Genomic DNA, 25388 nt, shown 5'->3' on the forward strand with positions numbered 1-25388 from the left:
TCTGTTTTGTTGGGGGAAGTATGGCGTTTAGCAGCCAGCATGGTGGCAATATTATTGAAGCGGCAGCAGTTATGGGCGTGGATGCGAATTCGATTATCGATTTCAGTGCGAATATCAATCCGCTCGGTATGCCTGATTCATTAAAACGCGCTATCGTTGCAAACCTGGCGCTGGCGGAGCGTTACCCTGACGTTGAATACCGCGCTTTGCATCAGGCGCTGGCGAGCCATCATCACGTCCCGCAAGAATGGGTACTTGCAGGTAACGGCGAAACAGAACTGATATTTAATCTGGTGCAGCAACTCGCACCCCGTAAGGCTTTATTATTGACGCCAGGCTTTGCGGAATACCGTCGTGCATTAACGCGTGCGGGATGTGAAATAACCGATTTCCCTTTGGCTGAAGAAAACAACTGGCAGCCGGATGAGTCATTACTTCTGGCATTAACGCGCGATCTCGACTGCCTGTTTTTGTGCACCCCGAATAACCCGACCGGCTTGTTGATAGACTACGAGTTGCTACTGGCCATTGCCCAGCGCTGTTTGGAAAATGGTATTGCGCTCATCGTGGATGAGGCTTTTCTTGACTTTCTACCGCAGGAAGCCGGCTTAATTCCCCACTTATCACGTTTCCCTCAACTCTATGTTTTGCGATCGCTTACCAAGTTTTTTGCGATTGCCGGGCTGCGCCTGGGTTATATGGTGAGTGCGAATACTGAGCTGGTGAACCGCATCCGACAACAGAGAGAACCCTGGACGATTAACGCGTTTGCAGCACTTGCAGGTGAGGTAATCCTGAATGATCGTGAATATATTGAGGCGAGTTATCGCTGGCTGAGTACCGAACAACCCCGCCTGTTTAACGGCTTAAACGCACTGCATGGGATAACAGTCTGGCGGCCACGGGCGAACTATATTTTCCTGCGTTGTGATATTTACGGTTTGGATCTGCAACGAGCACTACTGGAAGAGAATATTTTGATTCGCCATTGCGCCAATTATCCGGGGCTTGATGCACGTTATTACCGTGTGGCCATCAAAAGCCCAACGGACAACGACAAATTACTGGATGCGTTGCGGCGGGTGATTAGCAATAAAGTTGATGCTGGCGAATAAATTCCGCCACAGCAGGAGGGAGCAAGTCATCGCACGGGAGATGCTGCTCTAAACGCTGGCGAATGTCAGTGGCTGAGATGTCATATAACGGCGTTTGTGCGAGGTAAATTTTACCCGCAGGCAGCGCATGAAGTTGTTCCACGGACGACGTCTGGTGCGCTTCAAGCCATTGTTGTTCCGCTGGGGTGTTCATCGTCAACGAATATCCCGGGCGCTGGCAAACCAGCAGATGACATAAAGTCAGCAGCGTTTCCCAGCGATACCAGCGTTGCAAACTCAGCAACGAATCCTGTCCGATAATAAACGCCAACGGCTGTGTTATGCCGATTTCTGCCCGCAACTGCTCCAGTGTTTCAACGGTATACGACGGGGTTTCCCGTTGCAGTTCGCGGTCATCCAGACGAAACAGTGGTTTTTGCGCGATGGCGAGTTCGACCATGGCTTTGCGCTGCTGGCTGTTTGCCAGCGGCTGCGGGCGATGCGGTGGAACGTTATTCGGCATGATGGTGACGTGTTGCAACGCCACCTGTTTTGCCAGTGATTCGACCGGTCTTAAATGCCCGTAATGAATGGGATCGAATGTCCCACCAAACAGGGCCGCTAAACGCGATGCACTGTTAACCATGCGTGAAAATTTCCGGCAGCGCTTTATGACACAGCAGAAGAGAAAGCCCTTCCAGCTCTGCCCATACCGATTGCCCATAATCTTGCTTGAGCGTCAGTTCGATTTGGCTGAGTAAACGCACAGCCTGGAAAAGCTGCTCCGCCGATAAACGATTGAGTGCTTCGGTGACGAGTGCGCGGCGGTTTTGCCATACACGTTGCTGATCAAACAAAGTCCGCAGCGGTGTCTGCGCCGACTGGCGTTTAAGATTAACCAGTTGCAGCAATTCACGCTGGATTGTGCGTAGTAGAATGACTGGCTCACTGGCTTCCAGCTTTAATTGCTGAAGGATATGCAGTGCGCGTTTACTTTTACCCGCAAGAATCGCATCTACCCAATGGAACGGCGTGAAATGCGCGGCATCATTAACAGCCTGCTCGACGCGAGGCAGTGTCAGCGTACCATCCGGCCAAATTAATGACAGGCGTTCCAATGCCTGTGATAGCGCCAGCAAGTTGCCTTCATAGCAGTAACAAAGTAGCTGGTTGGCAGCCTCATCCAGATTCAGGTTCATCTGTTTCGCACGTTGTGAAACCCAGCGCGGCAGTTGAGCCTGCTCAGGCGTCTGGCAGGTTACGAGCACGCTTCGATCGGCAAGCTTACCCAGCCAGGCCGCATTCTCCTGCGCTTTGGTGAATTTGTTACCGCGCACCAACAGCAAAATATCGTCGTGCAACAGAGACACCAGCGTTTCGAACTGTGCATTTATGGCAGCGTTCGGCCCGTTTTCAGGCAACAACAGCAGAAGAGTCTGGCGACTGGCGAACAGGCTTAACGCCTGACAAATTGAGAACAGATCTTGCCAGTCGGTGCTGGCGTCAATCTGGACGGTGTGGTGTTCTTCAAAGCCTTGAGTACTCGCTATCTGGCGAATCGCATCCTGGCTTTCCTGAAGTAATAGGGGATCGTTTCCGAGCAGCAGATACGCCGCGCGCAGCCCTTCATTGAGCTGCGCGCGGAGTTGTTCAGGGTACAACCGAATCATTTGCTACCAGACGTCGCCGAAAGCGTGGTCGACGTACGGCCTGTAGATGTTGCTGAAGCCGAAGTCGTGCCAGTCACCGGTTTCTCGGCTTCGTGGGTTTCTTTAACTTCGGCCGCATGCACTGTCATCAACTTACGAATAAGCTGTTGGGCAGCAGAGGCGTACATCTCTTTGATCAGCAATTCTTGCTCGGCATCTTTTGCCAAAGCTGTCAGTGGGTTATCAAAGAATGATTTATACACTTTGACACTGATCGGGTAGATATCTTCGCCTGGAATCAACACTTGCGCTGAGACCGTCATGACCATTTGATACTCGGCAGTACGCCCATCCTGGAAGATGGATGCCGTATCCTGGCCCATGGCACTGCCCAGCAAGCGCAGGGACGGAATATCCTTACGCACGCCCGTACCCGTATCTTCCACAAGCGTAACGCCGTTCAGACGCAACTGAGAGCGAACTTCACGCGCCAACGGGCCGTTTGGATCACCCGAGTTAAAGATCATGGTTTTCATTTGATCTGGAACTTGCGCGCTGCCATGCAGACGAAAACCACACCCGGCGGTGATAAGCACCGCCAAAGTAACTAACAAGCTGACAAAGGGATGTCGCACGGTTCCTCCTGCGCTTAGCCCACAACCAGGTTGAGCAGTTTGCCCGGCACGTAAATCACTTTACGTACGGTCACACCCTCAAGATATTTCGCAACCAGATGTTCCTGACCTGCGCGTTCTTGCACTTGTTCTTGCGTCGCATCAGCCGGAACAGTGATTTTGCCACGAACTTTACCATTCACCTGCACAACGACCAGCAGCGAGTCTTCGACCATTGCTGATTCATCAGCCTGTGGCCATGGCGCGTTGTCGATATCACCTTCACCGCCCAGAGACTGCCACATATCGAAGCAAGCGTGTGGGGTGAACGGATAAAGCATACGCACCACCGCTAACAGGGCTTCGTTCAGCAGTGCACGGTCTTGCAAACTTTCCTGCGGTGCTTTTGCCAGTTTGTTCATCAATTCCATGATGGCAGCAATCGCGGTGTTAAAGGTCTGACGACGACCAATATCATCGGTCACTTTCGCGATAGTTTTGTGAACATCACGGCGTAATGCTTTTTGATCTTCGTTCAGCGCTGCAACATCGAGTGCTGGTGCAGCACCACGGCTGGTGTGCTCGTAGGCCAGGCGCCAGACACGTTTCAGGAAGCGGTTTGCCCCTTCAACCCCTGATTCCTGCCATTCCAGCGTCATATCAGCAGGAGAAGCAAACATCATAAACAAGCGAACGGTGTCTGCGCCGTAGCGTTCAACCATCACTTGCGGGTCGATGCCGTTGTTTTTCGACTTCGACATTTTGCTCATGCCAGCATAGACCAGTTCATTGCCTTGTGCGTCAGAGGCTTTGATAATACGGCCTTTCTCGTCACGCTCTACAATCGCTTCAGCCGGGGAAACCCAGTTACGCTCACCGTTAACGCCGGTGTAGTAGAACGCGTCTGCCAAAACCATACCCTGACACAGCAGCTGTTTGGCAGGCTCGTTAGAGGTCACCATGCCCGCATCGCGCATCAGTTTGTGGAAGAAGCGGAAGTAAAGCAGGTGCATGATGGCGTGTTCGATACCACCAATGTAAATATCAACCGGCAGCCAGTAGTTAGCCGCCTTGGAATCCAGCATTCCTTTGTCGTACTGCGGGCAGGTGTAGCGCGCGTAGTACCAGGAAGATTCCATGAAGGTATCGAAAGTATCAGTTTCACGCAGCGCAGGCATGCCGTTAACCGTGGTTTTTGCCCACTCTGGATCGGCTTTAATTGGGCTGGTGATACCGTCCATGACCACATCTTCTGGCAGGATAACCGGCAGTTGGTCTTCTGGGGTTGGCATCACAGTGCCGTCTTCCAGAGTGACCATTGGGATTGGCGCGCCCCAGTAACGCTGACGGGAAACACCCCAGTCACGCAGACGATAGTTAACTTTGCGCTCACCTACGCCTTTTGCAGCCAGTTTATCGGCAATCGCATTAAAGGCATTTTGGTAGTCCAGACCGTCAAACTCACCAGAGTTGAACAGCACGCCTTTTTCAGTCATCGCTGCAGCAGACAGGTCAGGCTCGCTACCATCAGCATTCAGAATGACAGGTTTGATTTGCAGACCGTATTTGGTGGCAAATTCCCAGTCGCGCTGATCGTGGCCAGGAACTGCCATTACCGCACCTGTGCCGTATTCCATCAGCACAAAGTTAGCCACCCAAACTGGGACAGATTCGCCAGTCAGTGGATGGATTGCGTTAACGCCAGTCGCTACGCCTTTTTTCTCCATGGTTGCCATTTCAGCTTCAGCAACTTTGGTATTACGGCACTCATCGATGAATTCAAGCAGTTCAGGATTGTTTACCGCCGCTTGTTGCGCGATAGGGTGACCGGCTGCAACCGCCAGGTAGGTCACACCCATGAAGGTGTCCGGGCGAGTAGTGTAAACAGTCAGTTTTTCAGCGCTGTTTTCAACGTCGAAAGTGATCTCTACACCTTCGGAACGGCCAATCCAGTTGCGCTGCATGGTTTTGACCTGATCAGGCCAATGGTCCAGCGTATCCAGATCGTTTAACAATTCGTCTGCGTAAGCGGTGATTTTGATAAACCACTGTGGGATCTCTTTACGCTCAACTTTGGAGTCACAACGCCAGCAGCAGCCGTCGATAACCTGTTCGTTTGCCAGAACAGTCTGGTCATTCGGGCACCAGTTAACCGCGGAGGTTTTTTTGTAAACCAGGCCTTTGTTGTACAGCTGAGTGAAGAACTGCTGTTCCCAACGGTAGTATTCCGGGGTACAGGTCGCCAGCTCGCGGCTCCAGTCATAGCCAAAGCCCAGCGTTTTGAGCTGGTTCTTCATGTAGTTGATATTGTCGTAAGTCCACGGCGCAGGTGCGGTGTTATTTTTTACCGCTGCCCCTTCGGCTGGCAGACCGAACGCATCCCAGCCGATTGGCTGAAGCACGTTTTTACCCAGCATGCGCTGGTAACGCGCGATAACGTCACCAATGGTGTAGTTACGAACGTGGCCCATGTGTAGTCGGCCAGAAGGATAGGGTAGCATCGAGAGGCAGTAATACTTCTCTTTGCCTTCGTCTTCGGTTACTTCAAAAGTACGCTTCTCTTGCCAGTGAAGTTGTACGTTGGATTCTATCTCTTCCGGGCGATATTGCTCTTGCATGGCAGCCAGTGGTCCTGTGATGAAAGACAGCTACAGGTTGTAGCTTTAACTATTAATTTCAGATCGGCATAGCATAGCCGATAAGAGTGCTGCAAAACAGCCTTTCAACAGCTGCCATGCCCTTTTCTCATTTGCAGTTATTTACGCCGCATGTGGGCAAACTAACATAGTGGTAGCCGATTAAGGTCTACTATTAGAGTAGGTTACACGACCCTGAAAGCAGGAAACTCTTCAAGGAGGCAGACAGACGATGAACAAGGTTGCTCAATTTTACCGTGAACTGGTGGCCTCACTCACCGAGCGGTTACGTAATGGAGAGCGTGATATTGACGCTCTCGTCGACAGCGCACGTAAACGCATGAACGAAACCGGGGAGCTGACTCGTACCGAAGTTGATGAAGTGACACGTGCAGTCCGCCGTGATTTGGAAGAGTTTGCTCGTAGCTATAACGAAAGCCAGAACGAATTTACCGACAGCGTTTTCATGCGCGTCATTAAAGAGAGTCTCTGGCAGGAGCTGGCGGATATCACTGATAAAACGCAGCTTGAGTGGCGTGAAGTGTTTCAAGATCTGAATCACCACGGGGTTTATCACAGTGGGGAAGTGGTGGGGCTGGGCAACCTGGTCTGCGAAAACTGCCATTTCCATCTGGCGATTTATACCCCAGATGTGCTGCCTGTCTGCCCAAAATGCGGGCACAATCAATTTAGCCGTCGGCCTTTTGAACCTTAATCCTCACAACGCGAAGGAACCGCAATGCAACGAAAGTTACTGGCCAGAACGATGCTGGCCGCTTTCCTATCCACGCTGCTGATACCGACCACGGTGTCAGCAGTTCAGACGCTAAAGTATACCGATCACGAACCGCTGGGCGGTATGCGCACGACTTTTATCAAAGAGGTGTTTTTTGCCGAAATTGAGAAGGAATCACAGGGTCGCCTGAAAATTGAAGACCACTGGAACAGCAAACTTGCGCGCAGTTACGATGCGCTGAGTGTGGTGAAAGAGGGCAAAGTGGCCGATATGGCTATCGTTGTACCTGAATACACGCCAAAGGAATTTCCCCTACAGCAGATTTTCAAAAGTTTCCCGGTAGGTCCGACGGGAGATAAGCAGGTGGAGTTTTTCCGCAAGGCTTACGCCACGATCCCGGCTTTACAGGCCGAAGTTGCCAGGCAAAATATGGAAATTGTCTTTTTGGCAACGGGCTATCCCGTGGCGTTTTTTAGTACTAAGGCACTGAATAATTTGAGTGATCTCACCGGAACAAAATGGCGTTCAGCCAGCTTCTGGCACCAGGATTTTTTAAAAAATAGCGGTGCGATTCCCGTTTCGATGCCGTGGGGCGAGGGGATTTATGATGCCCTTAAAGCAGGAAATCTGGATGGGTTGATGGTCAACGTCGACAGCGGCTATGAACTTAACGTCCATAAAACGGCACCTAATATCATGATCTCCAAAGATTTGTGGTTGGGGCACGTTTACCTGCTGGTGATGAATAAAGATACCTGGAATAAGCTTGCCGACGAAGATAAACAAGCGGTTCAGCGCGCAGCCACGAAAGCCTATCAAACATTAGGTTCTGTCATGGATAGCAGTTATGACGGGATGCTTAACGAGTTACGCAAAAACGATGTGAAGATGCGTGAACTTAAACCTGATGAACTGAAAAGTTGGGAAGCCGCGACACGCTATCAGGAAGTGCAGCAGAAATGGGTACAAGAACAAGAGAGTAAAGGCGTGACAGAGGCGGGGTCGACAATGGAAAAAGTCACTGCGCTGATAAAAGAGACGATGAAGTAAGACTGGAAATAAAAGTTTCACAAGCAATGCCTGCACAATCACAAGGTTGTGCAGGCATTTGTATGATTAGTGCAGTATTTTCGCCAGGAAGTCTTTTGCACGTTCGGACTGCGGGTGGTTAAAGAAATCCTCTTTGTTCGAGTCTTCGACAATCTTCCCTTCATCCATAAAGATCACGCGGTTTGCCACTTTACGGGCAAAGCCCATCTCGTGGGTCACCACCATCATGGTCATCCCTTCGTGTGCCAGCTCAACCATGACGTCGAGCACTTCGTTGATCATCTCGGGATCAAGTGCGGAAGTCGGTTCGTCGAACAGCATGGCTACCGGATCCATACACAACGCGCGTGCGATCGCCACACGCTGCTGCTGACCGCCGGAAAGCTGAGCCGGGAATTTATCCGCATGCGCCGTCAGTCCAACACGCTCAAGCAATTTCAGCCCTTTAGTCCGCGACTCTTCTTTATTGCGTTTGAGTACTTTTACTTGTGCCAACGTCAGGTTTTCAATAATCGACAAATGCGGGAATAGTTCAAAGTGTTGGAACACCATACCGACATGAGAGCGCAATTCAGCCAGATTGGTTTTCTTGCTATTCACTTGCGTGCCATTAACAACAATTTCGCCTTTTTGCACCGGCTCCAGGCCGTTTACGGTTTTAATCAGCGTTGATTTACCGGAGCCGGATGGCCCGCAAACCACCACGACTTCGCCTTTTTTCACTTCTGTTGAGCAGTCGGTTAGCACCTGAAAGTGACCATACCATTTAGAAACATTTTTCAGGGAAATCATTACACTGTCCTTTTCTTCAAGTATGTGACCAACAGCGAGGCACTAAGACTGATGACGAAATACACCAGACCGGCAAACAGAATCATTTCTACCTGGGTTCCGTCGCGTTCGCCAATGGTGGTCGCGGTACGGAAGAAGTCCGCCAGGCTCAAAACATACACCAGCGAAGTATCCTGGAATAATACGATGCCCTGGGTTAACAGCAGCGGCACCATCGCACGGAAAGCTTGCGGCAGGATAATCAGTTTCATCGACTGCCATTGCGTCATTCCGAGCGCCAGCGCAGCATGGGACTGGCCACGTGAAATACTCTGAATACCCGCACGAATAATCTCGGAGTAGTAGGCAGCTTCAAACATTGAGAACGCGACCATCGCGGAAATCAGGCGGATATCCGTCTGTGGTGAAAGCCCTAACACTTTTTGTAAGAAACCCGGCACCACCAGATAAAACCACAGCAGAACCATGACCAGCGGAATAGAACGGAAAACGTTGACGTAAGCGCTTGCAAACCAGGCAATCGGCTTGATTGGCGACAGACGCATAACCGCGAGCAAGGTGCCCCACACAATACCGATGACAACCGCAGTCACCGTGATTTTCAGGGTGATAATCAACCCCTGGATCAGGTAAGGCATGGCGGGAAGAATTGAAGTCCAGTCAAAATCGTACATTATTTGCCTCCCATGTTGCCCGGCAGGCGAATTTTGCGTTCAACCACATACATCACCAGCATAATCACCGCGTTAATAAGAACATAAGCGAGCGTGATGGCGGTGAAGGATTCGTAGGCGTGCGCGGAATAGTCCAGCAGTTTACCGGCTTGAGCAGCCATATCGACCAGACCAATGGTTGATGCGATGGCCGAGTTCTTCACCAGGTTCATCATCTCAGATGTCATTGGCGGCACAATCACGCGATAGGCGTTTGGCAACAGCACATAACGATACGCCTGTGGCAACGTGAGTCCCATCGCCAGCGCGGCGTTTTTCTGCCCGCGAGGTAATGATTCAATCGCGGCACGAACCTGCTCACAGACACGCGCGGCGGTAAACAGACCGAGACAAATCATCGACGACAAGAAGAACTGGATATTGGGGTCAAGCTCGGATTTAAACCACATGCCGAGATTTTCGGGCAGTAATTCCGGTACCACGAGGTACCAGGTAAAAAACTGCACGATAAGCGGCACATTACGAAAGAGTTCGACATAGAGCGTGCCAATACCTGACAGCCATTTATTAGGAACGGTACGCAAAATACCGAACAGTGAGCCGACTAGAAAGGCGATTATCCATGCGCAGATGGACAGGGCAACGGTGACCTGGAAGCCATTCCAAATCCAGCCCAGATAGGTTGTGTTGCCGAACGGGGCGGGCTGTAGAAATATTCCCCAGTTCCAGTCAATAGACATAACGTACTCCGAGAAAAAAATGAGGGTAGCAGTCACGCTACCCTCGAAGATTGATGAGAAGCTTGTACCCGGATTTCAGATCTTTGCCTGAGATTTATGGGGTACTTTCACGTCGGATGGGGAACGGCCATCCAACGCATAGTCTGTCCGAGCTTCGGTTCGTCAATCGGGAGGGCTGGGTCATCCCGGCCCCTGGTTCTAATTAGTTGAGTGCTTTATCGTTCGGTTCTTTGAACAGGGCTTTCATGTCGTCAGACAAAGCGAAGTTCATGTTGATATTTTTCGGTGGGATTGGATTCATGAACCACTTATCGAACCATTTAGCGGCTTCACCGGAGGTTTGCGCCTGAGCGATGGTGTCATCCATCAGCTTCTTAAAGTCAGCGTCGTCTTTACGCAGCATACAGCCGTACGCTTCGCGTGATTGCGGAGTGCCAACGATTTCCCAGTTATCCTGTTTCTTCGCTTTCGCGCGCTCACCGGCCAGCAGGGCATCATCCATCATAAAGGCCACCGCACGACCGCTTTCCAGGGTGCGGAACGAGTCGCCGTGGTCTTTAGCGCTGATAATACGCATGTCCATTTTCTTCTCTTCATTCAGCTTGTTAAGCAGAACTTCAGAAGTGGTACCGGATGTCACAACGACGGCTTTACCTTTCAGGTCAGCAAAGTCTTTAACCGCGCCGCCTTTCTTCACCAGCAAACGAGTCCCTACCACGAAGATCGTGTCGGAGAACGAAGCTTGTTTCTGACGTTCGAGGTTGTTGGTTGTTGAACCACATTCAAAATCGAAAGTGCCGTTTTGCAGTAATGGAATACGGTTCTGAGAGGTAATCGGGATCAACTTAACTTGCAGGTCAGGTTTATTCAGTTTCTTCTTCACGGCTTCAACGATGGCGTTGGAATAAGCCTGTGAATAACCTACCACTTTTTGTTGGTTATCATAGTAAGAGAAAGGAACGGAGGATTCACGGTGACCGACAACAATAACGCCATTAGCGGCAATTTTATCAAGAGTACTTTGCTGAGCGGCAGGTTTCGCATCTTCGGCGTGTGCGATACCTGCGCCTAAACCCATAACCAACAAAGCCGAGGCTAGTTTACGTAATTGCATTACCAACTCCTTTTCTTAATGCCAGAGGGCATTGATACCTGATGTGTGTTGTTTTGTTGTTGTGTGTTACTGAACAAGCTCAATTCTTAGTCTTTTTGTTAACATTTAACCTAGCTTATTGTAAAGATTTTGCTAAGAAGATGTTTATTTTTGCGAACTATGCCGCACCGTTTAAAGGCAAAAAAACCTCGTTGCACTACTTTGGTGCTCGCGGTGTCATTGTTTGGTGCAACTCAATGCATCGTGCTAGCCACAGGGTTGAGCTTCAGCATTTTGTTTGTTTCTTATGAGTAAATGATTGCAAAGGTTGTGCCAGAAATAATAAAGGCCAGCAATCGCTGGCCTTTTAAGGATGGTGCAGAATCAGGATTTGCGGCGACTACGCAGTGCCAGCAGAACAGAAGCGAAACCAAAGATCAGGGTGGCAAACCACAGCGGCCAGTTACCGAAACGGGCGTAAGGCGTGATGCCCGTTGTTGGCGTAACCTTCGCTTCGAGGACTTCGCGAGTAAACTGCGGGATCATCGCATCGATGTCGCCATCAGCATTAATCACGGCAGTGATACCATTATTGGTACTGCGCAACAGTGGACGACCAAGCTCAAGCGAACGCATGCGCGCCATCTGGAAATGCTGCCACGGGCCAATCGACTTACCGAACCACGCATCGTTTGAAATAGTCAGCAGGAAGTCAGTGTCAGGGCGGAAGTTATCGCGTACTTGTTCGCCGAGGATAATCTCGTAGCAAATAGCAGGCGTGAGCTTGATGCCATTGGATAACAGCTGTGGCTGTAAATATGGCCCACGGCTGAAAGACGACATTGGCAAGTCAAAGAACGGTGCCAGCGGGCGCAGGATAGACTCCAGAGGCACAAACTCACCGAACGGCACCAGATGATTCTTGTTGTAACGGTCGGTGCTGTTGTAGCTGTACGGATTGCCTTCGCCGAGCGTGATAATGGTGTTGTAAGTATCGTAGCGGTTTTGCTTATTTAAACGCGCGTCGACAATACCAGTAATCAACGAGCTGTGCTTAGAGCGCATCAGGTCGTCCATCATCGTCAGGAATTGCTGCTGGTTTATCTCAAGATCAGGGATCGCAGATTCAGGCCAGATAATCAGCTGGGATTTGCCCATCTGCGGCTGAGTTTTATCGAGATAAATTTTCAGCGTATTGAGCAACTGGTTTTCATCCCATTTCAGGGATTGCGGGATATCGCCCTGAACCATCGCGACATCAACGGCGCGTTCAGGCTTGGCCTGGTACCATTGAATCGAACGTAATGGCCATGGCGCAAGCAGCAATACAGCGGCAATCACTGCGGGACGCCAGCTTCGCTCGTGAAGTGCATACACTATCAGCCCGCTGATAATCATCAGCAAGAAGGTGACACCTTCGACGCCGACAATCGGGGCAATACCTTTTAGTGGTCCATCAATCTGGCTATAACCAAACTGTAGCCACGGGAAGCCCGTTAATACCCAACCGCGCAAGAACTCGGTGAGCTGCCACAGCATCGGAGCCGCAATAGCGACTCGCCACCAGGTGGTTTTCGGCCAGAACTTGCTGAGGAAGCCGCCAAACAGACCAGTATACAAAGACAAATAAGCAGCAAGTAACACCACCAAAAAGACATTCACCGGGCCTGGCATACCACCAAACTGCGCGATACTGACATATACCCAGTTTATGCCTGAGCCAAATAGCCCCAGTCCCCAGAAGAAACCAATCCAGGCGCTCTGAATAGCGCGGCGATTAAGTGTCAGTCCCTGAAGCCCTGCCAGAGAAACAATCGCGGCAGGCCAAAAATCGTAGGGGGAGAAAGCCAGCGTTCCGCAGGCACCAAAAAGCAGCGCCAGCAGCAAGCGAACGCGCTGGCGTTGAAGGAGTAAGGCTATAGCCATCTTTGAATTAATCTTCCAGTTTCGGTTGTGGCGAGTCGTCCGGAATTCTGACATGAACCTGAATAACACGGCGGCTATCTGCCATCGCGACTTTAAACTGATAACCATCAATTTCAATGGTTTCGCCACGAGCAGGTAAGTGGCCAAAGGCCTGCATGACTAATCCACCAATGGTATCCACTTCGTCATCATTGAAATGGGTGGCAAAGGTGTCGTTGAAATCTTCGATTGAGGCCAGAGCCCGAACCGTCCATGTATGGCGGCTTAGCTGGCGGAAATCGCTGTCTTCCTCGTCGTCGTATTCATCTTCAATTTCCCCAACAATCAGTTCGAGAATATCTTCGATGGTGACAAGCCCGGAGACGCCGCCAAACTCATCAATCACAATCGCCATGTGGTAGCGTTGCTGACGAAACTCTTTGAGCATCCGGTCAACACGCTTACTTTCTGGCACAACAACGGCCTGACGTAACACTTTTTCCATGCTAAATGGCTCGGTATCGCTGCGCATAAACGGCAGCAGATCCTTGGCCATCAGAATCCCTTCGATATGATCTTTGTCTTCACTGATCACCGGGAAGCGGGAGTGTGCGGATTCGATAATTACATCGAGGCATTCATCCAGCGTCTGGTTGTGTTTGAGCGTTACCATTTGAGAGCGAGGGATCATGATGTCGCGAACGCGCTGGTCGGCGATATCCATTACGCCTTCAAGCATGTCGCGGGTATCCTGATCGATCAGATCATTTTGCTCAGAATCACGGATAAGTGTCAGCAGATCGTCACGGTTTTTAGGTTCACCGTGGAATAGCTGGTTGAGAATCAGGGAAAAAAATCCCTTCTTACTGGCAGGCGTGTCACTGTTTTGTGAGTTGTCGTCGCTCATGGCGTTAGGTTTGTGGCCCCTCAATAATGAATTGATATCAGGCAGCCTGGTCGTGCGCTACCTGAATGTCTTTGCTCTGTAGGTTAATCCTTACAGAGACTATTCTTTCTCGGCAATGTACGGATCAGCATACCCAAGAGCAAGCATTATCTCTGTTTCCAGGGATTCCATCTCTTCGGCTTCTTCATCTTCAATATGATCGTAGCCAAGCAGATGCAAACTCCCGTGGATGACCATGTGCGCCCAATGAGCTTCCAGCGGTTTTTGCTGCTCTTTTGCTTCTTTCTCTACCACCTGACGGCAAATAATCAGGTCGCCCAGTAACGGGAGTTCGATACCTGGAGGGGCTTCAAACGGGAATGAAAGCACGTTGGTGGATTTATCTTTACCACGGTAGGTGAGATTCAGATCGTGGCTCTCAGCGTCGTCCACCAGGCGAATCGTGACTTCTGACTCTTCCTGAAACTGTGGGATGACTGCATCAAGCCAGGTTTGAAATTGTTCTTCCGTCGGTAAGCCGCTTGTTTCTTCACATGCGACCTGTAAATCCAGTATGACCTGACTCATTTACTCTCCTGAGCGGCGGCATTGATTGCCAGCGCTTCTCGCTTGCGAACTGCAGCGAGTTCATCTTTACGAACCTGTTCTGCGTTTTCCCACGCTTCATAGGCATTTACAATGCGTGCCACAACCGGGTGGCGGACTACGTCTTCGCTATTAAGGAAGTTAAAGCTGATTTCGTCGACCTCTGCCAGTACGTCAATCGCGTGGCGAAGGCCCGATTTTAGATTTTTCGGTAAGTCGATTTGCGTGACGTCGCCGGTAATAACCGCTTTGGAGTTAAAGCCAATACGCGTCAGGAACATCTTCATCTGTTCGATGGTGGTGTTCTGGCTTTCATCCAGAATGATGAAGGCATCATTGAGGGTGCGGCCACGCATATAAGCGAGTGGGGCGACCTCAATCACGTTGCGTTCCATCAGTTTTTCAACGCGTTCAAAGCCGAGCATCTCAAACAGCGCGTCATACAGCGGGCGTAAGTAAGGATCGACTTTTTGGCTTAAATCGCCTGGCAGAAAGCCCAGTTTTTCACCGGCTTCAACCGCCGGACGGGTCAGCAAAATACGACGAACATCCTGTCGTTCCAGCGCATCAACGGCTGCCGCAACGGCAAGATAGGTTTTACCCGTACCCGCAGGGCCGACGCCGAAGGTGATGTCATGGTCGAGAATATTAGCGATGTATTGCGCCTGGTTCGGGGTGCGCGGCTTGATAACACCCCTTTTGGTTTTGATGTTTACCGCTTTGCCGTACTCTGGAACGCTTTCCGCAGACTGCTCCAGAACACGAATCTCTTTAATGGCAAGGTGAATTTGTTCTGGTGAAATATCCTGAATTTCGCCACGCATCGGCGCGGTATCAACGTACAGATTGCGCAGAATATCTGCTGCAGCGTTTACCAAAATCGGACGGCCCGTGAGCTTGAAGTGATAGTCGCGACGGTTGATCTCGATACCCAGCCGACGTTCGAGCTGCTTGATGTTGTCATCAAATGGGCCACACAGGCTTAGCAGACGCGCATTGTCTGCGGGTTCTAGCGTAATTTCACGTGTTTCGATGTTCAAACTTATCCTCGGGGTCGCACAGGGCCAGTTGAAATAGTTTCTGCGTTAGCGCAGGCCATAAAAAGATTATTTACGGCGCGGGCAGATGGTGCAAGCCTGGTTTTTGATATTTGGGTGGCTGATTCAGAATGCAAGTGCAAACAATGAAAATGCCCGAGGGTTCACTGCGTTAGCGAACCCTCGGGCATAGAGTGGAATTAAGGCTGATAAATCCCAACGCCGATTTCATTCTCTTTACGGGTGCGGGCAATGACCGATTCCGGAGATTGCGCGATACGCAGTCCCATCTCATCTTCAGTGCGAACCACCTTACCGCGCAGCGAGTTGTTCGTCGCAACCTCAGTGATTTCGACATCGACAAACTTACCGACCATATCCGGGGTACCGGCAAAGTTCACCCCACGGTTATTTTCGGAACGCCCGGTCAACTCCATAATGTTTCTGCGGGACGTACCTTCAACCAGAATGCGTTGTGTGGTGCCAACCATCTTACGGCTCCACTCCATCGCCTGTTGATTGATGCGGTCTTGCAGAATATACAGACGCTGTTTTTTCTCTTCTTCTGGCACGTCATCCACCATATCGGCGGCAGGCGTGCCAGGACGTGCGGAGAAGATGAAGCTGAAGCTGACGTCAAAATTCACATCGGCAATCACTTTCATGGTCTGCTCGAAGTCCTGCTGGGTTTCACCTGGGAAGCCTACGATAAAGTCAGAACTAATCTGGATATCCGGACGTGCCGCGCGCAGCTTACGAATCGTCGATTTATATTCCAGCGCGGTATGAGTTCTGCCCATCAGATTAAGCACTCGGTCTGCACCACTTTGAATGGGCAAATGCAGGAAGCTCACCAGTTCAGGCGTATCACGATAAACCTCGATGATATCGTCAGTGAATTCAATTGGATGGCTGGTGGTGAAACGAATGCGGTCGATACCGTCAATGGCTGCAACCAGGCGCAGTAATTCTGCGAAAGAACACATGCCGCCATCGAAAGTCGGGCCACGCCAGGCATTCACGTTCTGACCAAGCAGGTTAACTTCACGCACGCCTTGCGCGGCGAGCTGCGCAATTTCAAACAGAATGTCGTCGCACGGACGGCTCACTTCTTCACCACGGGTGTAAGGCACCACGCAGTAAGTACAGTATTTATTACAGCCTTCCATAATTGAAACGAAAGCCGTTGGGCCATCTGCTTTTGGCTCTGGCAGACGGTCAAATTTTTCGATTTCCGGGAAGCTGACGTCGACGATTGGGCTACGATTGCCGCGAACTTTGTTGATCATTTCCGGTAAGCGGTGCAGAGTCTGCGGCCCGAAAACGATATCAACATAATGGGCGCGACTGCGGATCATCTTGCCTTCCTGGGAAGCAACACAGCCGCCGACACCGATAATAATCTCGGGGTTTTTACGCTTTAAGAGTTTCCAACGGCCCAGCAGATGGAATACTTTTTCCTGGGCTTTTTCACGGATAGAGCAGGTATTGAGCAGCAATACGTCCGCTTCTTTCGGATTATCAGTGAGGATATAGCCATGCGTGCTGTTCAGCAGATCGGCCATCTTCGATGAATCGTATTCGTTCATCTGACAGCCCCAGGTTTTTATATGGAGTTTTTTTGTCATCGACTTGCCATTGCTCAGTTAAAGCCAGGAATTCAGGCCGCGTATTGTAATGCTTTGGCCTTGATGTGACCAGCCTACGAAACCTGCGCAAAAATCCGGTAGAATCAGGATAGACAATTTAAGGACAAAATCATCATGTTGAACCAGACAATAGATGTTGCGGTAGTTGGCGGAGGGATGGTCGGAGCGGCGGCGGCTCTTGGTCTTGCGCAAAATGGTTTTAAAGTGGCGGTGATTGAGCATCAGGCTCCTGGCGCTTTTGACCCTACAAGCCAGCCCGATGTCCGTATCTCGGCCATCAGTAGTGCATCAGTGGGCTTGCTGAAATCTCTCGATGTTTGGCAGACGATTCGGTCTATGCGTAGCCATGCGTATCGCCAGCTTGAAACCTGGGAGTGGGAAAGCGCGCATGTTAGCTTTAATGCCCACGAGCTCGGTTTGCCGGAGCTTGGCTATATGGTTGAAAACCAGGTTTTGCAGCTTGCGCTCTGGCAGGCGCTAGAAACCCATCCTAACGTGACATTAATGTGCCCGGCGCAGATTATCAGTTTGCACGGTGAGGCAGGGCAGTGGAGAGTCGAGTTTGCTGACCAGCAAAGCTTAACGGTGCCGATGGTGATTGGCGCGGATGGCGCGAATTCTCAGATTCGCCGTTGGGCTGGAATGGGTATTCATGCGTGGCAATATCGCCAGTCCTGCATGTTAATCACCGTGGAGTGTGACTATCAACCTGGCGACAGCACCTGGCAGCATTTTACGCCAAATGGCCCACATGCTTTTTTACCGCTCTTCGATAACTGGGCTTCTCTGGTCTGGTACGACACGCCAGCACGGATTCGCCAGTTGCAGAATATGTCGATGCCACAACTACAAAAAGCACTGGAAACCAGTTTCCCTGCGCGTTTAGGCAAAGTGATACCCGTCGCCAGTGGCGCATTCCCTCTCACCCGTCGCCATGCGTTGCAATACACACAGCAAGGTTTAGCGCTGATTGGCGATGCCGCTCATACTATTCATCCGTTAGCCGGGCAGGGTGTGAATCTCGGTTATCGCGATGTGGAAGCGCTGCTGGATGTGATGATAAACGCTCGCAGCTACGGTGAGAATTGGGCGGATGCGCGAGTTCTAAAACGTTATCAAACACGCAGACAGGCGGATAACTTCCTGATGCAGAGCGGTATGGATCTGTTCTATGCGGGTTTCAGCAACAATTTAGGGCCGCTGCGAGTGATTAGAAATCTTGGGCTGATGGCAGCAGAACGCGGCGGTGTGTTGAAACGCCAGGCGTTGAAGTATGCGTTAGGGTTATGAATTAGCGGTGAGTTTATCGTAGGTCGGATTCGCGCTGCGACATCCGACCTATATTCAGTTAGGATTTGCCAAACGCAGGAAACCAAAAAGCTCGCCGAAGCGAGCTTTTCTTTTTTGGCTGGGGTACGAGGATTCGAACCTCGGAATGCTGGTATCAGAAACCAGAGCCTTACCGCTTGGCGATACCCCAAAAATATGGTGGCTACTACGGGAATCGAACCTGTGACCCCATCATTATGAGTGATGTGCTCTAACCAGCTGAGCTAAGTAGCCAAATTGTAATTCTGTAAAACTATTTTTCGACTGGCTGGGGTACCTGGATTCGAACCAGGGAATGCCGGTATCAAAAACCGGTGCCTTACCGCTTGGCGATACCCCAACTAAGGGCGCACAAATTAACGTGCTATGTCGAAAACTGCTATGTCAAAAAAGTGGCTGGGGTACCTGGATTCGAACCAGGGAATGCCGGTATCAAAAACCGGTGCCTTACCGCTTGGCGATACCCCATCCGTGCAACGCTTTAAAATGGTGCGGGAGGCGAGACTTGAACTCGCACACCTTGCGGCGCCAGAACCTAAATCTGGTGCGTCTACCAATTTCGCCACTCCCGCGCTAAAAAAAGAATAATGGTGGCTACTACGGGAATCGAACCTGTGACCCCATCATTATGAGTGATGTGCTCTAACCAGCTGAGCTAAGTAGCCTTCTTTTTTTCGCGTCACCTTATCGGCGTTGCGGGGCGCATTATGCGTAGTTGGCCTTCTAGCGTCAACAATTTTTTTCCCGAAAAGTGGCTGAAATTGTCTGTTTGACCACCTTCCGAACAGCTTGGTGCAATATTCGTCAAATATCGGTTATTTCGTGGTTTTATTTAGCGAAAAACCCCGATCCGGGGCAGGGAATAATGTAGAAATAAAAACGGGCCCGTAGGCCCGTATGGTGAATTTTCTTTGCTTATTTATAAGCAGACTGGTGTACGCCGACGGCTCGACCTGATGGATCATTCATGTTTTTGAACGCTTCATCCCATTCAATCGCCTTAGCGGAAGAACAGGCAACAGATGGGCCACCTGGTACACATTGAGCCGCACTTGGCAGTGGGAACAACTCTTCAAAGATTTCACGGTACAAATAGGCTTCTTTCGAGCCTGGCGTATTATACGGGAAACGATAGCTTGCGGTTTCGAGCTGTTGATCGGTCACCTGGCCGGCCGCCACTTCTTTGAGCGTATCAATCCAGCTGTAACCCACGCCATCAGAGAACTGCTCTTTCTGACGCCATGCAACGCTTGCTGGCAGATAGGATTCGAAACATTCACGCAGGATATGTTTTTCCATCTTGCCGTTGCCGCACATTTTATCTTTCGGGTTGATACGCATCGCCACATCGAGGAATTTTTTGTCCAGGAAGGGTACGCGCGCTTCTACACCCCAGGCTGACATCGCTTTGTTAGCGCGAGCACAGTCAAACATGTGCAGAGCTTGCAGCTTACGAACCGTCTCTTCATGCAGCTCTTTGTCGTTTGGCGCTTTATGGAAGTACAGGTAGCCGCCAAACACTTCATCAGAACCTTCACCAGACAGCACCATTTTGATGCCCATGGCTTTGATTTTACGTGACATCAAATACATTGGGGTGGAGGCGCGAATGGTGGTCACATCGTAAGTTTCAATGTGATAGATAACATCGCGAATCGCATCCAGACCTTCTTGCACCGTGAAATGAATCTCGTGGTGCACGGTACCCAAGTGGTTTGCGACTTCTTGGGCGGCTTTCAGGTCAGGGGAACCGACCAGGCCAACCGCGAATGAGTGCAGTTGTGGCCACCAGGCTTCAGAGCGTTCTTCATCTTCCACACGACGAGCAGCAAACTTCTTGGTGATAGCAGAAATAACCGATGAATCCAGACCACCAGACAGCAACACGCCGTACGGTACGTCAGACATCAGATGACTTTTAACGGCATCTTCCAGCGCCTGACGTAATTCGTTTTTGTCGGTAACGTTGTCTTTTACGGCATCGTATTCGAACCAGTCACGCTGGTAGTAGCTGCGGATTTCACCGTCTTTGCTCCAAAGATAGCTTCCAGCCGGGAACTCTTTAATGGTGCGGCAAACCGGAACCAGCGCTTTCATTTCTGATGCAACATACATGTTGCCGTGTTCGTCATAACCCATATACAGCGGGATGATGCCAATATGGTCACGGCCGATCAGGTAGGCATCCTGCGCTTCGTCATACAGAATGAAAGCGAACATTCCCTGAAGATCGTCGAGGAACTCCGGGCCCTTTTCCTGATACAGCGCGAGGATAACTTCGCAGTCTGAACCGGTCTGGAATTCGTAGCGGTCGCCGTATTCTGCGCGCAGAGCCTGGTGGTTGTAGATTTCGCCGTTAACCGCCAGAGCGTGAGTTTTTTCTTTGTTATATAGCGGCTGAGCGCCAGCGTTGACGTCAACAATAGAGAGGCGTTCATGGGAAAGAATGGCTTTATCATTCGCGTAAACACCAGACCAGTCTGGGCCGCGGTGACGCATCAGGCGAGATAACTCGAGCGCTTTCTTGCGCAGTTCGACCGCGTCGGTCTTGATATCCAGAACACCAAAAATAGAACACATAGAACACTCTCCGTAATGCTTCTTTGAGCCATTAAATTGTTTAGTTGCATTGCATGACTATGAAAATGCGCAATCATTGATGGGAATGCAAGACCTTTAGTCTTTTAGCGGGAAATAGTTCAGTTGTGATTGTTGATTATTGAAAAATGATGAGGGAATAGACGGAATAATTATCGGATCGGCAATGACAGGGATATATCGTTAAATGAAGAGTGCGGATTGGTCGGGTGGATTAGCGAAAGCGTCATCCACCGTTTTCAGTATTAATTAAATGATATCGATTTCAGCAACCGACGGGTAAATCCACGAAGGGCGGAATGGCATCGCATCGATGTCATTAAGTGTGGAAACTCCGGATAGCACCAGAATAGTTTCTAAACCTGCCTGGAATCCGGCAAGGATATCGGTACGCAGGTTATCACCAACAATGACAGTATGCTCGGAATGCGCCTGCATCTTGTTCAGCGCGGCACGGATAATCCACGGGCTTGGCTTGCCGACACAGAAAGGTTTGCGACCGGAAATTTTCTCAATCCCTGCACAAAGCGCACCGCAAGCAGGATAGTAACCGCGACCGTGCGTGTCAGGATTGGTGGCAATAAAGCGTGCACCGTTAGCCACGAAATAGGCGGCTTTGTGCATCATTTCCCAGTTATAAGAACGTGTTTCGCCAACGATAACAAAGTCAGGATTAATGTCGGTAATGGTGAAACCAGCTTTGTAGAGCTCATGAATCAACGCACCTTCACCGACAACATAGGCTTTTTTCCCTTCCTGGCGACGCAGGAAATCGGCAGTTGCCATTGCTGAGGTATAAAAAACACTGTCAGGGACATCGATACCCGCAGACGCAAAACGGTTAGCCAAATCCTGGCCTGTTTGCGACGGGTAATTGGTCAGCAGGACCAGCGGAAGGCCCTTTTCCATGATGCGGGCTAAGAATTCATTAGCACCTGGTACGGCGACGTTGTCGTGCATTAGCACGCCGTCGATATCACAAATTACATTCTGAATGGTCATTGACTACTCTGGCTCACATTTCAGGAAGGCGTAACTATAGCGTAAAAAGGTATGCGGCTGGATTAACTTTCCAGCAAACGCTGCAGCAGAACACCATTTAGCATCGAGCGTTTGACTAAGGCAAAGGCGCCAATGGCTGAACGATCATCAAGTTTAGAGCGTACGACAGGCAGGTTTTTGCGAAACGCTTTCAATACCTGAGTGTTGATACAGCCTTCAATAGCGGGAAGAAGGATTTTCTCAGCTTCAATGATTTCGCCAGCAATCACCACTTTTTGCGGGTTGAAAAGGTTAATCGCGATAGCAATCGCTTTGCCTAAATGACGTCCCACATGTTCAATCACTTCACAGGCCAGTGGATCGCCTTTGTTAGCCGCTTTGCAGATAGCGGTAATATCGCAATCTTCAAGCGTCAGGCGGCTGTTGTAACCCTGTTCTAGCAGGTGGCGCACACGATGTTCGATAGCGGCGTTAGCGGCAATCGTTTCCAGGCAACCGAAGTTGCCGCAGTGGCAGCGTTCGCCTAAAGGATCAACTTGAATATGGCCAATCTCACCCACGTTACCGTTACGGCCGATAAAAATTCGTCCGTTCGATAAAATTCCTGCACCCGTACCACGGTGAACACGCACCAAAATGGAGTCATCACAATCATGTGTTGCACCAAAGTAGTGCTCGGCAAGCGCGAGGCTACGGATATCGTGACCAACGTAACAAGTCACTTTGAACTGTTTTTCAAGGCTATCGACCAGCGACCAGTCATTAACCTGGATATGTGGCATATAGCGAATCACGCCGCTTTCAGGATCGACCAGACCCGGCAGGATCACTGAGATAGCGATAAGCTCGCGCATTTTGCGCAGGTTTTGTTCGATAAATTGAGCAATAGCCGCGAGCAACGCATGTTCCAGCGTTTCCTGGGTACGTTCAGGAAGGGCGTAATGTTCTTCGGCAATAGGTTTTGCGCTGAGATCAAATAGCGTGATGGTGGCGTCATGGCGACCCAGACGAACACCAATAGCGTGGAAATTTCGCGTTTCAGTAATAATGGAGATAGCGCGGCGGCCTCCGGTGGAGGCCTGTTGATCGACTTCTTTGATCAGTCCGCGCTCAATGAGCTGGCGAGTGATTTTCGTGACGCTGGCTGGTGCAAGCTGGCTTTGCTCGGCAATCTGAATGCGAGAGATTGGCCCATGTTGGTCAATCAGGCGATATACCGCCGCGCTATTCAGCTGTTTTACCAGATCGACATTACCAATTTGAGCCTGTCCGCCAGTCGTCATGCCTTAATTACTCAGTTACGACCTCGTTACCATTAACAAAGGTCTTGGTGATTTTAAAATCGCGGGTAAAGGCCGTCAGGTTGGCGACTTTCCCTGCTTCGATAGTACCTAATTGCTGCTCAACACCCATCGCACGGGCAGGGTAGAGAGTCGCCATACGCAAGACTTCATCTAAGGCGATGCCAGCATGCTCGACCAGGTTACGCACCCCTTCAATCATCGTCAGGGCAGAACCACTCAGCGTACCATTCTCATCTACACATAAACCGTCGCGGTAGTATATTGTTTTTCCTGCGAAAATGAACTCATCGATATTTGCGCCCGCCGGAGCGGTGGCATCGGTGACCAGGCAAAGCTTATCGCCCTTAACCTTTTTCGCGGTACGAATATTGGCATAGTCCACATGTAAACCATCGGCAATGATACCGCAGTAAACATCTGGCTCATCAAAAATTGCACCTGCAAGACCCGGTTCGCGGCCAGTAATGTATGGCATCGCGTTGAAAAGATGGGTTGCGAAGGTGATACCAGCGCGGAAACCAATCTTGGCTTCTTTTACGGTGGCATTGGAGTGGCCGGCAGAAACAATAATGCCAGCAGCGACCAGTTTGCTAATCACCTCAGGCTCAACCATTTCTGGTGCCAGCGTGACTTTGGTGATCACATCTGCGTTCTGGCAAAGGAAATCCACCAGTTCGGCGTCAGGTTTACGCACGTAATTCGGGTTGTGCGTCCCTTTTTTCACCATGTTTAACCATGGGCCTTCAAGATGCAGACCGAGCGCCTGGTGCTGATACTTCTCCAGGTATTCGCGCATCACTTTCACGCCCTGCTTCATCAGCTCATCGTCGCTGGTGATAAGCGTCGGCAGATAGCTGGTGCAGCCAGAACGCTCATTGGCTTTCTGCATGATTTCCAGCGTTTCAACAGTGACCGCATCGGCGGAATCGTTGAACTGCACACCGCCACAGCCATTGAGCTGCACATCAATAAAACCGGGGGCGATGATTGCTCCGCCCACATCGCGAGTCTCAATACCCGCTGGGAGATCTGAACGTGGACAAACACGTTCAATCAGGCCGTCCGCGATAATAACCGCGTGATCATCAAGAATTTCATGGCCGGTATAAATCCGCCCGTGAGTTAGTGCAAACATAGTTACCCCCGGTAATGACGATTACTTAAAGATCTTTGATATTTTCTGCTTCGAGCTCATTGAAGTACTTCAGCGTCTTCACTTTGAGCTCCATGGTGGATGGCTCATCACAAACCACGACTGCTTTAGGATGCAGTTGCAGACAACTAATGGTCCACATGTGATTCACGTTACCTTCCACAGCCGCTTGCAGCGCTTGCGCTTTCAAATGGCCGAGCACCAAAATCATCACTTCTTCTGCATCGAGCAGGGTGCCAACGCCAACAGTCAACGCGTATTTTGGCACTTGAGACACATCGCCATCAAAGAAACGGGAGTTTGCAACACGGGTGTCATGAGTCAGCGTTTTGATACGAGTACGAGAAGCCAGTGAAGAGGCTGGTTCGTTGAACGCGATATGACCATCGTTGCCTACGCCACCCATAAACAGGTGAATTTTGCCGTATGAACGAATTTTCTCTTCATAACGACGGCACTCTGCGTCAACATCCTCGGCGTTACCATTCAGCAGGTTAATGTTTTCTGCTGGGATATCAACATGATCAAAGAAATTGCGGTGCATGAACGTATGATAGCTTTCCGGATGCTCTTTTGGCAGGCCAACGTATTCATCCATATTAAAGGTGACGACGTTTTTAAAGCTAACCTGGCCCGCTTTGTGCATCTCTACCAGCGCTTTATACGCTTCAAGAGGAGTGCCGCCGGTTGGCAGGCCCAGCACGAACGGGCGATCCGCTGTCGGATTAAACGCATTGATACGCTTAACGATATGGCGTGCTGCCCATTTGCCTACTTGGGCTGGGGTAGCCAGGGGAATCAGTCTCATCATTCACCTCATAAGTTAATAGAAAATTACTTT

The 25388-nt window shown here is 50.4% G+C and carries 22 protein-coding genes and 6 tRNA genes; 4 read left to right on the top strand and 24 right to left on the bottom strand.

Annotated elements, in window-relative coordinates; all coding sequences use genetic code 11:
• The first annotated feature begins 20 nt into the window (after nt 1-20).
• Entirely contained in the window at nt 21-1115 is a 1095-nt protein-coding gene (gene cobD / locus WBL83_RS07985) for a threonine-phosphate decarboxylase CobD (protein ID WP_424588633.1), read from the top strand.
• Here cobD and nadD read toward each other — a convergent pair.
• The 4 genes from nadD to leuS are packed head-to-tail and all read right to left on the bottom strand — an operon-like array spanning nt 1087 to nt 5975.
• Complete coding sequence (gene nadD / locus WBL83_RS07990) at nt 1087-1740, bottom strand: nicotinate-nucleotide adenylyltransferase (RefSeq protein WP_424588634.1); 654 nt, start codon at nt 1738-1740, stop codon at nt 1087-1089. The genes cobD and nadD overlap by 29 nt on opposite strands.
• Nucleotides 1733-2764 (bottom strand): DNA polymerase III subunit delta, encoded by a 1032-nt coding sequence (gene holA / locus WBL83_RS07995; protein WP_424588635.1) that lies wholly within the window; start codon nt 2762-2764, stop codon nt 1733-1735. The genes nadD and holA overlap by 8 nt, the downstream gene beginning before the upstream one ends.
• Nucleotides 2761-3378, bottom strand: coding sequence for an LPS assembly lipoprotein LptE (gene lptE, locus WBL83_RS08000; protein WP_424588636.1), 618 nt, complete (start codon nt 3376-3378; stop codon nt 2761-2763). Before lptE ends, holA begins: the two co-directional genes overlap by 4 nt.
• Before the next feature lie 14 nt (nt 3379-3392).
• Nucleotides 3393-5975 (bottom strand): leucine--tRNA ligase, encoded by a 2583-nt coding sequence (gene leuS, locus WBL83_RS08005; RefSeq protein ID WP_424588637.1) that lies wholly within the window; start codon nt 5973-5975, stop codon nt 3393-3395.
• A gap of 250 nt (nt 5976-6225) precedes the next feature.
• On the opposite strand from leuS, the gene WBL83_RS08010 reads away from it, so the two are divergent.
• Both WBL83_RS08010 and dctP read left to right on the top strand, forming a co-directional pair.
• Nucleotides 6226-6708: a zinc ribbon-containing protein gene (locus WBL83_RS08010; protein WP_424588638.1), complete on the top strand. Its 483-nt coding sequence runs from the start codon at nt 6226-6228 to the stop codon at nt 6706-6708.
• A 24-nt stretch (nt 6709-6732) separates the two neighbouring features.
• The gene (gene dctP / locus WBL83_RS08015) at nt 6733-7779 is read left to right on the top strand and encodes a TRAP transporter substrate-binding protein DctP (protein ID WP_424588639.1); all 1047 of its coding nucleotides are present in this window, start codon (nt 6733-6735) and stop codon (nt 7777-7779) included.
• Between the two features lie 66 nt (nt 7780-7845).
• On the opposite strand, the gene WBL83_RS08020 is transcribed toward dctP, so the two are convergent.
• From WBL83_RS08020 to miaB, 9 genes are all read right to left on the bottom strand, one after another.
• Complete coding sequence (locus WBL83_RS08020) at nt 7846-8571, bottom strand: amino acid ABC transporter ATP-binding protein (RefSeq protein WP_424588640.1); 726 nt, start codon at nt 8569-8571, stop codon at nt 7846-7848.
• A complete protein-coding gene (gltK, locus tag WBL83_RS08025) occupies nt 8571-9245 on the bottom strand; it encodes a glutamate/aspartate ABC transporter permease GltK (protein ID WP_424588641.1) in 675 nt (224 codons plus the stop codon). The genes WBL83_RS08020 and gltK overlap by 1 nt, the downstream gene beginning before the upstream one ends.
• Nucleotides 9245-9985: an amino acid ABC transporter permease gene (locus WBL83_RS08030; RefSeq protein ID WP_424588642.1), complete on the bottom strand. Its 741-nt coding sequence runs from the start codon at nt 9983-9985 to the stop codon at nt 9245-9247. The genes gltK and WBL83_RS08030 overlap by 1 nt, the downstream gene beginning before the upstream one ends.
• 202 nt (nt 9986-10187) lie before the next feature.
• Nucleotides 10188-11099 carry an amino acid ABC transporter substrate-binding protein gene (locus WBL83_RS08035; protein ID WP_424588643.1) on the bottom strand — a complete coding sequence of 304 codons (912 nt, stop codon included), beginning with the start codon at nt 11097-11099 and terminating at the stop codon, nt 10188-10190.
• Nucleotides 11100-11462: 363 nt separating this feature from the next.
• A complete protein-coding gene (gene lnt, locus WBL83_RS08040) occupies nt 11463-13004 on the bottom strand; it encodes an apolipoprotein N-acyltransferase (protein ID WP_424588644.1) in 1542 nt (513 codons plus the stop codon).
• A 7-nt stretch (nt 13005-13011) separates the two neighbouring features.
• Complete coding sequence (gene corC, locus WBL83_RS08045) at nt 13012-13890, bottom strand: CNNM family magnesium/cobalt transport protein CorC (RefSeq protein WP_064548673.1); 879 nt, start codon at nt 13888-13890, stop codon at nt 13012-13014.
• A gap of 99 nt (nt 13891-13989) precedes the next feature.
• Nucleotides 13990-14457: an rRNA maturation RNase YbeY gene (gene ybeY / locus WBL83_RS08050; protein WP_424588645.1), complete on the bottom strand. Its 468-nt coding sequence runs from the start codon at nt 14455-14457 to the stop codon at nt 13990-13992.
• Complete coding sequence (locus tag WBL83_RS08055) at nt 14454-15515, bottom strand: PhoH family protein (protein WP_424588646.1); 1062 nt, start codon at nt 15513-15515, stop codon at nt 14454-14456. Before WBL83_RS08055 ends, ybeY begins: the two co-directional genes overlap by 4 nt.
• A gap of 197 nt (nt 15516-15712) precedes the next feature.
• Nucleotides 15713-17140, bottom strand: a complete 1428-nt coding sequence (miaB, locus tag WBL83_RS08060) for a tRNA (N6-isopentenyl adenosine(37)-C2)-methylthiotransferase MiaB (protein ID WP_424588647.1) — start codon at nt 17138-17140, stop codon at nt 15713-15715.
• Nucleotides 17141-17275: 135 nt separating this feature from the next.
• On the opposite strand from miaB, the gene ubiF reads away from it, so the two are divergent.
• Nucleotides 17276-18451, top strand: coding sequence for a 3-demethoxyubiquinol 3-hydroxylase (ubiF, locus tag WBL83_RS08065; protein WP_424588648.1), 1176 nt, complete (start codon nt 17276-17278; stop codon nt 18449-18451).
• 115 nt (nt 18452-18566) lie between these two features.
• On the opposite strand, the gene WBL83_RS08070 is transcribed toward ubiF, so the two are convergent.
• The 11 genes from WBL83_RS08070 to nagB form a co-directional block, all read right to left on the bottom strand.
• A tRNA-Gln gene (locus WBL83_RS08070) sits at nt 18567-18641 on the bottom strand.
• 6 nt (nt 18642-18647) lie between these two features.
• Nucleotides 18648-18724 (bottom strand) — tRNA-Met (locus WBL83_RS08075).
• A gap of 31 nt (nt 18725-18755) precedes the next feature.
• Nucleotides 18756-18830, bottom strand: a tRNA-Gln gene (locus WBL83_RS08080).
• Between the two features lie 53 nt (nt 18831-18883).
• A tRNA-Gln gene (locus tag WBL83_RS08085) sits at nt 18884-18958 on the bottom strand.
• Between the two features lie 19 nt (nt 18959-18977).
• Nucleotides 18978-19062: transfer RNA gene (locus WBL83_RS08090), tRNA-Leu, on the bottom strand.
• A gap of 16 nt (nt 19063-19078) precedes the next feature.
• Nucleotides 19079-19155, bottom strand: a tRNA-Met gene (locus tag WBL83_RS08095).
• A 250-nt stretch (nt 19156-19405) separates the two neighbouring features.
• Nucleotides 19406-21070 (bottom strand): asparagine synthase B, encoded by a 1665-nt coding sequence (gene asnB, locus WBL83_RS08100; RefSeq protein WP_424588649.1) that lies wholly within the window; start codon nt 21068-21070, stop codon nt 19406-19408.
• A gap of 267 nt (nt 21071-21337) precedes the next feature.
• A complete protein-coding gene (locus WBL83_RS08105; protein WP_424588650.1) occupies nt 21338-22090 on the bottom strand; it encodes an HAD-IIA family hydrolase in 753 nt (250 codons plus the stop codon).
• A 62-nt stretch (nt 22091-22152) separates the two neighbouring features.
• Nucleotides 22153-23373, bottom strand: a complete 1221-nt coding sequence (gene nagC / locus WBL83_RS08110) for a DNA-binding transcriptional regulator NagC (protein WP_424588651.1) — start codon at nt 23371-23373, stop codon at nt 22153-22155.
• 7 nt (nt 23374-23380) lie between these two features.
• Nucleotides 23381-24529, bottom strand: coding sequence for an N-acetylglucosamine-6-phosphate deacetylase (nagA, locus tag WBL83_RS08115; protein ID WP_424588652.1), 1149 nt, complete (start codon nt 24527-24529; stop codon nt 23381-23383).
• A gap of 25 nt (nt 24530-24554) precedes the next feature.
• Nucleotides 24555-25355, bottom strand: a complete 801-nt coding sequence (gene nagB, locus WBL83_RS08120; RefSeq protein WP_183271433.1) for a glucosamine-6-phosphate deaminase — start codon at nt 25353-25355, stop codon at nt 24555-24557.
• Nucleotides 25356-25388: the final 33 nt, after the last annotated feature.

The organism is Buttiauxella sp. (assembly GCF_049686335.1).
In the GTDB taxonomy this organism is placed as follows: domain Bacteria; phylum Pseudomonadota; class Gammaproteobacteria; order Enterobacterales; family Enterobacteriaceae; genus Buttiauxella.

Excerpts from the sequence above, each read along its gene's own strand:
- WBL83_RS08035 (WP_424588643.1), bottom strand. The coding sequence starts at position 11,099 with ATGCAATTACGTAAACTAGCCTCGGCTTTGTTGGTTATGGGTTTAGGC.
- ubiF (WP_424588648.1), top strand. The coding sequence starts at position 17,276 with ATGTTGAACCAGACAATAGATGTTGCGGTAGTTGGCGGAGGGATGGTC.
- cobD (WP_424588633.1), top strand. The coding sequence starts at position 21 with ATGGCGTTTAGCAGCCAGCATGGTGGCAATATTATTGAAGCGGCAGCA.
- nagC (WP_424588651.1), bottom strand. The coding sequence starts at position 23,373 with ATGACGACTGGCGGACAGGCTCAAATTGGTAATGTCGATCTGGTAAAA.
- nadD (WP_424588634.1), bottom strand. The coding sequence starts at position 1,740 with ATGGTTAACAGTGCATCGCGTTTAGCGGCCCTGTTTGGTGGGACATTC.
- asnB (WP_424588649.1), bottom strand. The coding sequence starts at position 21,070 with ATGTGTTCTATTTTTGGTGTTCTGGATATCAAGACCGACGCGGTCGAA.
- nagB (WP_183271433.1), bottom strand. The coding sequence starts at position 25,355 with ATGAGACTGATTCCCCTGGCTACCCCAGCCCAAGTAGGCAAATGGGCA.
- WBL83_RS08030 (WP_424588642.1), bottom strand. The coding sequence starts at position 9,985 with ATGTCTATTGACTGGAACTGGGGAATATTTCTACAGCCCGCCCCGTTC.
- holA (WP_424588635.1), bottom strand. The coding sequence starts at position 2,764 with ATGATTCGGTTGTACCCTGAACAACTCCGCGCGCAGCTCAATGAAGGG.
- gltK (WP_424588641.1), bottom strand. The coding sequence starts at position 9,245 with ATGTACGATTTTGACTGGACTTCAATTCTTCCCGCCATGCCTTACCTG.
- leuS (WP_424588637.1), bottom strand. The coding sequence starts at position 5,975 with ATGCAAGAGCAATATCGCCCGGAAGAGATAGAATCCAACGTACAACTT.
- nagA (WP_424588652.1), bottom strand. The coding sequence starts at position 24,529 with ATGTTTGCACTAACTCACGGGCGGATTTATACCGGCCATGAAATTCTT.
- WBL83_RS08010 (WP_424588638.1), top strand. The coding sequence starts at position 6,226 with ATGAACAAGGTTGCTCAATTTTACCGTGAACTGGTGGCCTCACTCACC.
- ybeY (WP_424588645.1), bottom strand. The coding sequence starts at position 14,457 with ATGAGTCAGGTCATACTGGATTTACAGGTCGCATGTGAAGAAACAAGC.
- WBL83_RS08020 (WP_424588640.1), bottom strand. The coding sequence starts at position 8,571 with ATGATTTCCCTGAAAAATGTTTCTAAATGGTATGGTCACTTTCAGGTG.
- corC (WP_064548673.1), bottom strand. The coding sequence starts at position 13,890 with ATGAGCGACGACAACTCACAAAACAGTGACACGCCTGCCAGTAAGAAG.
- lnt (WP_424588644.1), bottom strand. The coding sequence starts at position 13,004 with ATGGCTATAGCCTTACTCCTTCAACGCCAGCGCGTTCGCTTGCTGCTG.
- WBL83_RS08105 (WP_424588650.1), bottom strand. The coding sequence starts at position 22,090 with ATGACCATTCAGAATGTAATTTGTGATATCGACGGCGTGCTAATGCAC.
- miaB (WP_424588647.1), bottom strand. The coding sequence starts at position 17,140 with ATGACAAAAAAACTCCATATAAAAACCTGGGGCTGTCAGATGAACGAA.
- dctP (WP_424588639.1), top strand. The coding sequence starts at position 6,733 with ATGCAACGAAAGTTACTGGCCAGAACGATGCTGGCCGCTTTCCTATCC.